Below are 13,916 nucleotides of genomic sequence, written 5' to 3' on the forward strand. Positions count from 1 at the left end.
GAACCAAAGGAGACTAATATGTAGGCCTTCACTTTGGTTCCATAATAATTAAAGTTAGTCTTCCTATGTTAGCTCTAACTAACCATTGCTCCTCCTGGACCTAGCTTATATCCTCCAATGGTTGTGTTTGCTGCCATTTGACCTCCACTGTAGAAATAGTACCAAGTACCGTTAACAAGTTTCCACCCCTTGGCCATATCTCCACCTGAATTTAAATAGTACCAGCTGCCACCTAAAAGCTTCCATCCTGTAGCCATTTCACCGCCTGCTTCTAAGTAGTACCAAGTTCCATTAATAAGTTTCCATCCCCTAGCCATATCTCCACCTAGATTTAAGTAATACCACTTACCACCTAAGAGCTTCCACCCTATAGCCATCTGTCCACTTTCCTCTAGATAATACCAAGTGCTACCTAGCAGTTTCCAGCCCTTAGCCATATCTCCACCTGGATTTAAATAGTACCATTTACTGTTCAATAGCTTCCAGCCTGTAGTCATTGCTCCATTACTTTCTAAGTAATACCAATATCCATTAACAGACTGCCAACCAGTGGTTCTTATGCCTTCCTTATTAAAGTAATACCATTTTCCTTCTATAAGCTGCCATGCAACTTGAGGTTGTCCATCTTTATAGTAGTACCAGTTAGTATCTTTACTAATCCATCCATTTTGCTGAACTGGTGGTTTTGGCTCTTCTCCTGGATTTTCACCACCTGTACCTGTTGTAGTAATGAGGGTCATGATTTTTCCTGCATCTACTATTGCACCAGTTGCAATGCTCTTAGATAAACTACTTAAGGGATGATTATTGTTTAAAATATACTCTCTCATTTCTACTGGAGTAAGTGATGACTTCTCACTGAGCATTAAGGCTGCTATTCCAGCCACATGTGGTGCTGCCATAGAGGTTCCGCTTGAATATCCGTACTTTCCACCAGGTAATGTACTATAAATTTCTCCCCCGGGCGCAGCTATATCTACATTTTTAGCTCCATAATTTGAAAAATATGATAGACTTCCATTCTTATCTATAGAACCTACTGTAATTATATTAGGAAGATCATAATTGCCAGGATAGCTACTGTATAAGTCATTATCACTGCTTTCATTTCCTGCCGCTACCACAAATAATGCATTAGAGTTTTTTATTGTATCGTATTCAACTTGAGAAAAGTCTGCCCCACTAAAGGAGCAGTTAAATATTTTTACACCTTTTTTAACTCCATAGTTCATAGCTTCAATTATATCATCGTAGTATAAATCACCATTTGCATTCCCAACCTTTAAAGGCATAATTTTAGTATTCGGCGACACTCCTACAATTCCTGTTCCATTATTCTGTGCAGCAATGATTCCACTTACATGGGTACCATGTTCATTATCATCATAAGGGTCATTATTGTCATCTATAAAATTCCACCCTCTGTAATCATCCACATATCCATTGTTATCATCATCTTTTCCATTATCAGGAATTTCACTTTTATTTATCCAAATATTTTCCTTTAAGTCCTTATGGTTATAATCTACTCCCGTATCAATAACCCCTACTAATGTAGCTCCATTGTTTTTTTGTAGACTCCATGCTTTCTCTACATTAATATCTATGCCAAGGTAACTGGAATTTTTAAGTCCCCATAGCTTTGCATAATCTGGCTCACTACTAGGAATATCTTTTATTTTTACACTATAGTTTGGCTCAGCATATTCTATGTTAACATCTTTGTTTAACTTCTCCAACATATTCTCTAGAGAGGTTTTATCTGAGTCAAAAGTAGCTAAAAGTAATCCATTATTTAAAGTTTTCTTAGGAATTAAATTATAGTTTTTTTCAAGCCATTTATTTAAATCAGTATTATTTAAATTTTTGATTTTTATAAAAATCTCATCTTTTTTATAATTGTTCTTATGAGAGTTGTTCTTGAAGGAATTTATTATCTTAGTTTTTGTTGAATTTGTTGTATCTGACTGAATCACAGTAGTTACTTCTTGTCCATCATTTGAAGTAATATTAGCCTCAGAAGCATGTACATTAATATAACTCATATTAGTAATCATAAATCCAGCTAATATACAAGCTATTACCTTCTTTTTCATCTTGAACCCCTCATTTCTTTTGTGTAATTTAAATTTATCTTCCTACTAGAGCACCATCACTACCAAGTCTGTATCCATCTATAATGGTATTTGCCGCCATGGTTCCATTAGGGTATAAATAGTACCATCTTCCCCTTACTAACTTCCATCCAGTAGCCATATCTCCTCCTGGATTAAAATAATACCATTTACCTCCGATACTCTTCCAATCTGTAACCATTGCTCCACCTTCTTCAAGGTAATACTTGGTTCCACCAATGGTTTTCCAACCTGTGGCCATGTCTCCGCCTGGATTTAGATAATACCATCTTAATCCAATGTATTTCCAACCTGTAGCCATTGCTCCACTTGGTTCTAAATAGTACCAAGTGCCTCCAAGGTTCTTCCACCCCGTGGCCATGTCCCCACCTGGATTTAGATAATACCATGTCCCTTGAACAAGTTTCCATCCAGTGGCCATTTCTCCATCTGACTCCATGAAATACCAAGAGCCTCTTACATTTACCCAGCCTGTTTTCATTATACCACTTTCATCGAGATAGTACCACTTACCTTTAACCTTTATCCAGTCCCTTTTTATGGTTCCATCTCCATTTATATAGTACCAATTTCCATCTTTTTGTACCCATTGTCCAAACCAACTCATTTGTGGTACTTGTACCTTTGAATTATATAATTCTTTTAGTTTACTTTGCAGTCCTAGTGGATTTGCTTTTAAGGTTCTTAAACTGAAAAAACTGCTTCCTTTAACGTTTTCGTTACTTCTTGCATAAATTATTTGATTTGAAATTTCATCTGGATTACTCCACGCTTGTCCATAAGTTGAATCTCCTATTTTATAGGCACCATGTCCTATATAAAGATGAACATCCTTTCCTTGAACTTGCTTGGACCACCAGTCCACAAGGGTTTTATAATCTGCAGCTTTATGTCCAAACTCCCAATAAATTTGTGGAACTATATAATCTATCCACTCCTCTTGTATCCACTTCTTAGAGTCTACATATACAGCATCATAGCTGCTAAGTCCATTAGTTTCGCTTCCCCCTACTTCGGTTCCATTTCTCCAGATACCAAAAGGACTTACACCAAACTTAACAAAAGAGTTAATACTTTTTATCTTTTTATTAAGGTCTCTTACAAACTTATTAACGTTGTCTCTTCTCCAATCAGCTTTTGAGGAATATCCATTTCCATATTTACTATAAGTATCACTGTCGGGGAAGTCTATTCCGCTTAAAGGATATGGATAAAAGTAATCATCAATGTGTATTCCATCAACGTCATAGTTTCTTACCACTTCAGCCATAGTATTTATCACATACTCTCTTGCTTCAGGAATTCCTATGTCAATCCAATGATATTTTCCATATTGCACAATCCACTGAGGATTTGTTTTTAGTGGGCTTCCGCCTGGTAAGCTATCTATATATGCCTGTTTATTAAAGGTATTACTTCCACTGTCAACAAAAATTCTAAAAGGATTAAGCCAAGCATGAAATTCAAGTCCTCTACTGTGAGCTTCTTCTAGAGCTACTTTTAACGGGTCATAACCTGGGTTTTTTCCAAGTGTACCTGTTAAATACTTTGACCACGGTGCGTAGGTAGAAGGAAATAAGGCATCTCCCATACCTCTAGCTTGGAAAAATACAGTATTCATATTCATAGCCTTAATAAACTGCATATTTTCCCCTAGAGTATCCTTTTGTATTTCAGCATTATTATAGGTTTCTGAGGATGGCCAGTCTATATTGTAAACCGTACTCATCCAAACTCCTCTCATCTCATCCTTAGAACTAGATAGGTTTAATCCATAAGCTTTATATGAATTAAAAGTTACAAATAATAAGAACCCAAGGATTAAAACCACGGCTCTTCCTCTAATTTTAGTATTTCTCAACATATTCTCCTCCTTTTATATTCCTTGATTTTATTATCGAAGATTATGACCTCCTCTTAATTATAAATATCCAAGCTATATAGGGCATTTTTAATAATAAATAAGTCAGTATCTTTGCCTATTCTAATTTTTTCATAGACTCTATAAAAACTCTAGAACTATGGAGATTTACTTTAACATAACACCCCCCTATAGACCTAGAGTTTAAAATTTCTTATAAATAAGTTGAATTATTTTATTTAAAAATTTCTATTGTATCTATAAAATGCTTTTTTAAAATTATTAAGATCTCCATATAAATTCTTCTAGTCTTTCTATAAAATTCTCTAGATTGCCTATATCTACCATGGTAGGTATCTTTAACTTTAAAAACTTATTACTCCATCTTAGGTAGATTCCTCTAACAGAGGCTTCCTTGTCTAAAATATTTATGAGCTGGGATATTCTTTCATCACTGAGGTTGTCCATGAATTCTATAACATAAAATCCACCCTCTTCTTTTACACCTTTTATATCTTTAGACTTTCCTTTTATATTGGATATAACTTTTGCTACACATTGTTTATGGATACTTTTACCTTCCTTTAAGTTACAGTTATCCATGCTGCAACAGCTAATTATGCAAGCCATAATACTTCTCTCCCATTAAAATAAACTTTACGGCATAAAAGATACATAGTTAAATAACTTTTTATAATAAATACTATAATACTTATTATAAAAAGTTATTAAAAGCTAATTTGAAAAAGTTAGATACAATTTAGCTTCTATACTACATAGTATTCAAGCTTGCATAATTTGACATATACAATTTATTTTTTACAAGAATCTCTTTCAACTATTGTGTATGGAAGTATATAATTCTTCTCATCTATAGGCAATTTATTTAAAATTTTGATGATAAGTCTCATTGCCACAGAGCCCATATCATAAAGTGGCTTTGATACAGTAGTAAGTTTTGGATAATAAATAGCTGAAAGAGCTATATCATCAAAACCCATTACATCCACTTCTGTTGGAACCTCTATGCCCATTTCTCTTAAAGCACTAATAGCTCCCATAGCTACCTCATCATTAGCACAAAATACTCCATCAACCTTACTTTTACTTAAAATTTCCTTTATTCCCTTATAACCATCTTCTGCTTTTAAGGAACCAAAGTACACTAACTCAGAATTAAAGCTATCATTATCCTCCATAGCCTTTTTATATCCTTTATAAATTTTAGAGTAATCACTAGTTTTATCCTCATAGTATCCTATGTAGGCAATAGACTTATTCCCCTTATATCTAAGATAGCTAACTGCATCATAGCTAGCTGCAAAGCTGTCAATGGCTACACTTGGAAGACTCTTTTCACTATCCATGGTTCCCACTAATACTGTAGGTATGTTTATTTCTTCTATTATATCCTTTATGTCACTTTCTAAGGAATTACTCATATAGATAACTCCATCTACCATCTTTTCTCTGAGAACATTAAAGCTTTCCTTTTCTCTTTCTAAATCTAAGTCAGTATTACAAAGCATAATATTGTAGTTATATATACTAGCTACATCCTCTGCACCTCTTACTATTTCAGGATATACAGGGTTTGAAATATCAGGAATTATTATTCCTATGGTGCTGGATTTATGAGTTTTTAAGCTCCTTGCTAAGATATTAGGTCTGTAGCCTAACTTTTCAATGGTATCTAATACCTTCTTTTTAGTTTCGTCATTTACCACATCTATGCCATTTAACACCCTTGAAACCGTTGCAATTGATACTCCTGCCTCACGAGCTACATCTTTTATTGAAGTTGCCATTCTTTATCACTCCCATTTATAAAACATTGGTTAATATAAATTAATTCTATTATCTCCAAGTTTATTTTTATTAATGTAATAGATTACATAGCCTTAGGACTAAGTTATTTATATTCTATTAAAGTAAGGAAACTCCTTCTTTTATTTCTTCTTCACTACTACTTCTGCTTATAATTATTTTACTGTACACTAGAGAACTCTATGGTTATTTTTTCATTATTATCAAGCTTTAGCTCCTTACCATAGGCTATTTCTGGTTCTCCTAGAAAAGTTGCAGGAAGATTTATGATAAACTCACTGCCTTCACCCAAATTGCTATGAACAGTAATTGTTCCTCCATGGGCTTCAACTAGTGCTTTAACTAAAAATAACCCTATTCCACTTCCTTGGGCAAGGTTACTAAGTGAATTGTCTACTTGTTTAAACCTTTCAAAAATTGCATCTAACTTATCCTTGGGTATGCCTATTCCATTGTCTTTTACTATTACTTTAACATAGGCTCCCCGATCTTCTACACTAACTTCTATTTTTCCCTTAGGTTCAGTAAACTTAACTGCATTAGAAATCAAATTTAAGATAATTCTTTCTAAGTTTTCATCATCAAAGGCCATAATCTTTTCCTCTACCTCTGTGTCAAAAACTATCTCCATGTCTTTACTCTCTACATAGGGTGCTAATGATAAAATAACATCTTCAATAACACTTACCAAGTTATGATTTTTTATATTTAAGGTTAGAAAGCCCGAGTCTATTCTATTCATATCAATTAAATTATTAATTAATCTTAAAAGTCTGTAGGAGTTTTGTTTCATTATGTCCATATACTTAGGTATTTTATAAGGACAGTTACTATGGGACTTCTCTGCCTTACCCCAAACTTCATCTAGCAATTGAACAGAACTTAAAATGATATTTAGAGGAGTTCTAAGCTCATGGGATACATTTGAAAAAAAGTCTGCCTGAAATTTTCCATGTTCCATAACTTCATTTAGTAGCTGCTCTTTTTCCTCCATTGCCTGCCTAAGCACTGCTTCTTCTTTTCTTCTCTCCATAATTTCTGTGATGTCCATACAAAGTCCTGCCATATAAGTAGGCCTTCCTTCTTCATCCTACATTGCACTTCCTTTAGCAGACACCCATCTATATCCTCTATTCTTTGTTTTAATCCTGTATTCTGTTTCGTATTTATCTGTTTGTTTATATAAATATAATTTTAATTTGCTTTTCTCTTTTTCAACGTCTTCAGGATGTATAAAGTCAGTCATAAAATCACTAGAATCTTCAATTTCGTCGTCACTGTAGCCAAATAACTCCTTCAAGTAACTAGGTATAACTATTTTATTAGAAAAAGAATCCCATTCCCAAATAGAATCAGATGCACACTCTGAAATTACCCTATCTCTTTTTTCTCTGTGTGTAACTTCCTTATTTGAGTTTATATTGTTCTCCTTCTCATTCATTACCTTAATCCCTAAAACCTTTGCACCTCTAATTTGCTTCATTTACGCCCTCCTCCCTTATGATAATCAAGTTTAACATCCCTAACCACATTAAATGCAGAATAGTTGAGCTCATATTATATTACTAAATAAACTTTTAATATTCTTAAAAACGTTACCAAGCGTGTTATATATATTTCGGCAAAATTCTTCAAATTCCTTCATTATTACAAAATTCAAATAATTAAATTTCAAGTAAAATTAAAAATCACCCTTTAGAAATAAAATTATCTCAAGGGTGATTAATTATGCTATTTTTACTTCTTGAATATTCCAAAAGGCTTTCCTACTGGTAGGAACACTCTTCCAAAATGATTGTTTAAAACTGATGCCGCTGAGCCATAGAATGAAAGAAGTGATATTATTAGCTCAGAGTATGCGGCAAGTTCATGACCAAACTCAGGTGCTATTCCAAGTGTACTTAAACTTAATCCTAAAAATAAGAAGTCTATGAAAAAGAAGATTAAAAATAATACTTTATGAGTTTCCATAGCCCCAATTGTCATAAATATAGTAAAGATTAAGTAAGCTAAGAAAGCAAAGCCTAGTTGTTTAGGGTCTGCAGCTTTTGCAAGTTTTTCTCCAAATATTCCATTTTGAATTAACCATGTAAAGGCTACTCCAAGCCAGAAAAATCCGTAAGCACCAAAAGCTGTTGCTCCAAAAGTGTTATTATGCTTGAAATCATTTGCTGATGCAACTAGCTGGGCTAAAGCACCTAAGAATAATGCCCAAGGGATAATTAAAGATACTCCTTGAGTTATTCCAAGCTTTTGGGAAGATGCAACTAATGTAATTACTGCTAGACCAAAAAGCCCAATAGCTGAAGGGTCAGCTGTAACAATTTTAACTTCTTGTGTTTCTTTCATGTTTCTCCTCCAAATAGTTTTTTTCAACTTTTTATAGGTAAAATTTAATATTAATTCCTAGAAAGAATATCAGATTTACCTATGGATTGTCAACTGATTATTGGTTCCAAGAAATACCCACGAAAAGCCCACCAAATGGTGAGCTTTTGAAATTTATATTTATATTTATTCAAAATTAGACAAATTCCGCGTACCCCTGGGGTAATTATTGTCTTTCTACAGCAAGGTTTAAACTTTCGCCATTGATTTTAACTTCAGTATAGGAAGCTTCTGCTCCGTATGCTACTTCAACAGCTAGAGTATCCTTCATGATAGCTTCTTCAAACTTCTTGATTACAGCTTCTAGCATTTCATTGCCTGTCACATAAATTTTTATCTTATCTGCAACTTCAAAGCCGCTTTCTTTTCTCATATTTTGAATCTTGCTTAGGATTTCTCTTACATGACCTTCTTCTCTTAGCTCTTCAGTGATTTGAGTATCAAGTACTACTCCCATCTCACCTTCTCCAGCAAAGGCAAAGCCTTCAAGTCCTTGCATTGTTACAAGTAGATTTTCTTTGTTTAAATCTATTTCTGTACCATCTACATTGATAGTTACAATGTTACCGTTGTTGATGTTTTGAGCAAGCTCCATTTGGTTCATTGTTCCTATTACTTTTCTGATACCTGGTATCATCTTACCATAAGCTTTTCCTAACACTGGTAGGTTTGGTTTGATTTCAAAGTTAACATACTTAGAAAGGTCTGCTCCAAGCTCTACAGCTTTAATGTTAAGTTCATCTTTAACTATATCTCCATAATACTCTGGAAGCTCACTTACAGATACAAGCATTTTTGATAATGGCTGTCTGTTTTTGATGTTAGCAGCATTTCTTGCACCTCTACCAAGCTTAACTATTCTGTAAGCCTTATCCATTTCTTCTTCTAAAGTCGTATCAACTTCAGACTCATTGTATTCTGGCCACATGCATAGGTGAATACTTTCTGGTGCATTTTTATCAAAAGCAACTACTAAGTTTTGATATAGCTCTTCTGTGATAAATGGTATGAATGGAGATGCAACTCTTGAGAAAGTTACAAGAACTCTGTATAGAGTCATGTATGCTCCAATCTTATCTTCAGTTAGTTCTTCTACCCAGTATCTTGATCTATTTCTTCTTACATACCAGTTTGAAAGCTCATCTACAAAGTCCTCAAGTTCTTTAGCACCTTGAGTTATTCTATAGTTTTCTAGATGTTCATCTATATTCTTAACTAAAGTGTTAAGCTTAGACATCATCCACTTATCCATTACATTTTCAGATTTAAAGTTTTGGTACTTCATTGGGTCAAAGTTATCTAAGTCTGCATATAGCACATAGAAAGAATAAACATTCCATAGAGTTCCTATGAACTTTCTTTGCGCTTCTATAACTGCATCCTCATAGAACCTTGATGGAAGCCATGGTGCTGAAGCAGTATAGAAATACCATCTTAAAGCATCTGCTCCTTCATTATCTAAAACTGTAAATGGAGATAATACATTTCCTTTATGCTTAGACATTTTTAAACCATCCTTATCAAGAACGTGTCCAAGTACTATACAGTTTTCAAAAGGATTCTTTTCAAATACTGTTGTTGATATTGCAAGTAGTGTATAGAACCATCCTCTTGTTTGGTCCACAGCTTCTGATATAAATTGAGCTGGGAAGTTTGCTTCAAATAGTTCTTTATTTTCAAATGGATAGTGGTATTGAGCAAATGGCATTGAACCTGAGTCAAACCAGCAGTCTATAACCTCATCTACCCTTGTCATTTCCTTTGAGCAGTGTGGGCAATTTAAGTGTACATTGTCTATATATGGCTTATGAAGTTCTATACCTTCTGGTACATTTATTCCCTTCTCCTTAAGCTCTTCAATACTTCCTATCATTTCTCTGTGGCCGCATTCACATTCCCAAATTGGAAGTGGAGTTCCCCAGTATCTATTTCTTGAAATACCCCAGTCGATAACTCCCTCTAAGAATTTACCCATTCTTCCTGTTCTAACGTTATCTGGCATCCAGTTGATTTTATTATTGTTTTCAAGAAGCTGATCTCTTACTGAGCTCATTCTTACAAACCAGCTCTCTCTTGGATAGTAAAGAAGTGGTGTGTCACATCTCCAGCAGTGTGGGTATGAGTGTAGGAATTTTTCACTCTTATAAAGAATGTTATTTTCTTTCATGAAAGCTATGATTTTCTCATCAGCTTTTTTAACAAAGATTCCCGCCCATGGCTCTACCGCTGGCACAAATTTACCTTCTGCATCAACTAAGTTTATCATTGGAAGGTTGTATAGTTTCCCTATTTGGTTATCTTCATCTCCGTAAGCTGGTGCAATGTGAACTATACCAGTACCATCTGATAAAGTTACATAATCACCATGCACTACATAGAAGGCTTTTTCTTCTGGAGTTTCGAACTTGAACATTTGCTCATATTCTTTTCCTAGAAGTTCTTCACCTTTAAATTCAGCTATTACTTCATACTCTCCGTTAAGCTTATTTAAAAGTTGTCTTGAAAGGATTAAAGTTTCACCTTCGTGTAGAACTTCTACATAGTCATATTTTTTATTTACAGCTAGGGCTACGTTACTTGGAAGTGTCCAAGGAGTTGTTGTCCAAACTAATATATATTTATCTTCATTTTTAAGTTTGAATTTAACGTAAACAGAGCTATCTTTAACATCTTTATAGCCTTGACCAACCTCGTGAGAAGATAGAGTAGTTCCACATCTTGGGCAGTATGGCATTACCTTATGTCCCTTGTAGATTAAGTCTTTATCCCACATTTGTTTAAGTGCCCACCATACCGATTCAATATAGTCATTATGGTAAGTTACATATGGATTATCCATGTCTATCCAGTAACCAACTCTCTCAGACATCTCTCTCCACATTTCAACGTAAGAGAAAACGCTATCCTTACACTCTTTAACGAATTTCTCTACCCCGTACTTTTCTATTTCTGGCTTACCTGAAATTCCAAGTTTCTTTTCTATTTCAAGTTCAACTGGAAGTCCATGAGTATCCCATCCAGCTTTTCTTAAAACTTTATAACCCTTCATTACCTTATATCTTGGGATTATATCCTTCATAACCCTTGTTATAACGTGTCCTATATGAGGCTTACCATTTGCTGTTGGAGGACCATCATAAAAAGTAAAATATTCACCGTCTTCATTTAAATCAAAGTTCTTTTGAATAATGTCTTTTTCTGTCCAAAGCTTTAATATATCATTTTCGATGTCCATAAAGCTTTTGCTTGAATCAATTTTCTTATACATAATATTGCTCCTTTCTTATTGCTCTTATTTTATATAAGGCATTTAAAAATAAATAACAAGTCAAAGATGTGAAGGATATTTTTAGTTCACAAGCAAGCTTGTGTTCACAAGCTTGCTTGTGCCGACAAGGAAACAGGTTCCGCAGATAGTAGCGCTATCTAAGGGTTCTGTTGACGCAGTATAACTAAAAATAGACAAACATAATGACTTATTTATTTTTTGAAAATGCCTAGATCCTTACTGCGTAAGTTCCATATATAGGGAACCCAATTAGGACTTACCTTGTATCTTTAACTACCTAGGTTCCCTTTAGGTATTTAGTAATAAAAAAAATAAAATTTCACTTAGAAGCCTCTACTTTGCGTTTACCCTAAGGATTAACTAGTAACCTGAGGTTTATACAACTTCACTAGTGTTTAATAAAAATAAAAAACTTCGCCCTAAAATAGGACGAAGTTGAATTCGCTATACCACCTATAGTGTTAATGTATAATTTCAAGTACTAACATACTCTATTCTTTAACGCAGAATTACGGATAGACTTACTATTTTCAGCCTTCAGCTCCTAGGTGATTTTCCTTTAAACTTCGCTATGGAGTCACACCAAACCTCCACTCTCTGTAAACTACTTTTAAAGTACTTTTCCTACTCTTAGCTATTAGTTTTATTATGAACAAACAAATTTATTATTTAAATATTGTTTCTATTATTATATTACAAAGTGTTTTTTTTGTCAAAGTTTTTTCACTATTTTATAAATACTGTAGCCCCATTTGGTATGTTATCGTAAAGCCATTTAGATTCATCAACCTTAAGTCTTACACAGCCATGAGATGCAGGGGTTCCAAGAGTTGGGTCTACTACATTCTTGTTTCTATCCATTGGCAATGAATGGAATAAGTAATCCCCCCAAAATTGAACATACCACTTAGCACCTTCGCCAAACTCCTCACTGAAAAACCAAGTTCCTCTCCCTATTACCTTATAAACTCCTCTTGGTGTAGGTGTGTCTGATTTTCCTGTAGAACTTATGAAGCTATAAACTAGGTTCCAGTTTCCTTTAGAACCTTTAAAAACTTCCGTAGTTTGGTTTTGAAGATTTACATATATTAGGTAAGAATTAAGACTAGAAAGATTAGTTGAATTTATGAAGGCTTCAGAGGTAGAAAAATCACTTCTATTTAAATTTGTGTTAACCACCATTGCTGCTGCTTTTTTTCTTTCCTCTTCTTTTATTTTTTCTTCTGCTACTCTTTTTTCCTCTTCAATTCTTTTTAATTCTTCTTCTCTTTTAGCTTTATAACCTTTTAAAGTTTCTTCATATTCTAAATCCCCAGTAAGAAATGTATTTTCACTCTCTAGCTTAGCTACGGCTTCCTCATATTTTCCTGCATCAAAAAGAGCTTTTCCTGCTTCTAGAGTAGTTGTTTTAATAGCCACTAAGGTTTCCTTCTTAGCAATTATTAATCCTTCTAAATTAGGGTATTGCTGCTGCTTTTCCTCAATAGCCTTAAATGTGTTTTCAAAATCCTTTCCTTGCTTTAAAAGGTTGTTCACACTTCTTACCACTTCAGTGGTTTCAATCTTATATAAACCATCATTTAGAGCTTCTTCATCAATTAGATTGTATTTTTTTATTTCTTTAATTAAAGTTGTTGCTTCCTCACTGGTTATATCTCCTTTTTCATAAGACTTTAATCTGTTACTTAGTTCTTCATTAAGAAAATTTGCAGTTTTATCTTTTGAAGAAAACATTTTGTTCATCATAGAATTACTAATTTTATTATCATAGTAATCCTTAGCTTCTAAGTACTTTTCATCAAAAAATAACTCTTTATATGTAGTTAAATTGTTATTATTTACACCTATAATAACGGCTCCTAAAATACCTAAACATAAAATACTAATAACCATAATTATTATAGCCTTGCTACCTTTTAGATTTAAACTAAACTTTTCTTTATATTCCGTGGTGGTCTGCATAAACTTTTACTCATCCCCTTGCTAAAATTATAAGTCTTATCAATTATATCAGGTTCATTCCTAACTGTTAAGAAAAGAATAACCCTTAAAACCTTATAATTAATTCCCATAACTTCTATTCATACTTATACAGGCTTAGTATTTCTCTGGTGTCCACTTTATTATGCTTGGATTATATTGGTACTTCTAAGGAATTGTAACAAGCCTTACTCATATTTCCCACGTCCTCATTAAACTCAGCTATTGAATAAATTTCTATTATTAATCCATAATTTAGATATATAATAAATCTCGTAAGTATTGGAGATTCTATTAAATCTTGTTTCCTATTAAATTAATTATTGTAAGATTGGAGAGATAAGGTTGAAATTTAAAGTATGAATAGCTATAAAAATATGATGGCATAGCAAACAAGCCATCCGAAGGGTGACTTTTAAAAATTAAATATACAATT

9 protein-coding genes and 1 other annotated feature are annotated in these 13,916 nt (G+C 33.5%); all 9 genes read right to left on the reverse strand.

Features of this window, described 5'->3' with window-relative positions; translation table 11 throughout:
- Positions 1-74: 74 nt before the first annotated feature.
- The 9 genes from J2Z44_RS04925 to J2Z44_RS04965 all read right to left on the reverse strand — a co-directional run bounded on the left by J2Z44_RS04925 (position 75) and on the right by J2Z44_RS04965 (position 13,462).
- Positions 75-2,096 (reverse strand): S8 family serine peptidase, encoded by a 2,022-nt coding sequence (locus J2Z44_RS04925; protein ID WP_021281281.1) that lies wholly within the window; start codon positions 2,094-2,096, stop codon positions 75-77.
- A gap of 34 nt (positions 2,097-2,130) precedes the next feature.
- A complete protein-coding gene (locus J2Z44_RS04930; protein WP_021281280.1) occupies positions 2,131-3,999 on the reverse strand; it encodes a family 10 glycosylhydrolase in 1,869 nt (622 codons plus the stop codon).
- A gap of 279 nt (positions 4,000-4,278) precedes the next feature.
- Positions 4,279-4,626, reverse strand: coding sequence for a hypothetical protein (locus J2Z44_RS04935; protein ID WP_021281279.1), 348 nt, complete (start codon positions 4,624-4,626; stop codon positions 4,279-4,281).
- Positions 4,627-4,808: 182 nt separating this feature from the next.
- Positions 4,809-5,804, reverse strand: coding sequence for a LacI family DNA-binding transcriptional regulator (locus J2Z44_RS04940; RefSeq protein ID WP_021281278.1), 996 nt, complete (start codon positions 5,802-5,804; stop codon positions 4,809-4,811).
- A 179-nt stretch (positions 5,805-5,983) separates the two neighbouring features.
- Positions 5,984-6,889: a sensor histidine kinase gene (locus tag J2Z44_RS04945; RefSeq protein WP_021281277.1), complete on the reverse strand. Its 906-nt coding sequence runs from the start codon at positions 6,887-6,889 to the stop codon at positions 5,984-5,986.
- 24 nt (positions 6,890-6,913) lie between these two features.
- Positions 6,914-7,306: a PAS domain-containing protein gene (locus tag J2Z44_RS04950; protein WP_021281276.1), complete on the reverse strand. Its 393-nt coding sequence runs from the start codon at positions 7,304-7,306 to the stop codon at positions 6,914-6,916.
- Positions 7,307-7,560: 254 nt separating this feature from the next.
- Positions 7,561-8,172, reverse strand: coding sequence for an acetate uptake transporter (locus J2Z44_RS04955; RefSeq protein WP_021281275.1), 612 nt, complete (start codon positions 8,170-8,172; stop codon positions 7,561-7,563).
- Between the two features lie 205 nt (positions 8,173-8,377).
- A complete protein-coding gene (gene ileS, locus J2Z44_RS04960) occupies positions 8,378-11,479 on the reverse strand; it encodes an isoleucine--tRNA ligase (RefSeq protein WP_021281274.1) in 3,102 nt (1,033 codons plus the stop codon).
- A gap of 443 nt (positions 11,480-11,922) precedes the next feature.
- Positions 11,923-12,141, reverse strand: a binding site (T-box leader).
- 85 nt (positions 12,142-12,226) lie between these two features.
- Positions 12,227-13,462, reverse strand: coding sequence for a L,D-transpeptidase (locus tag J2Z44_RS04965; RefSeq protein WP_209649385.1), 1,236 nt, complete (start codon positions 13,460-13,462; stop codon positions 12,227-12,229).
- Between the last annotated feature and the right edge of the window lie 454 nt (positions 13,463-13,916).

Origin of the sequence: Clostridium punense, from assembly GCF_017874425.1 — a bacterium.
Taxonomy (GTDB): domain Bacteria; phylum Bacillota; class Clostridia; order Clostridiales; family Clostridiaceae; genus Clostridium_J; species Clostridium_J punense.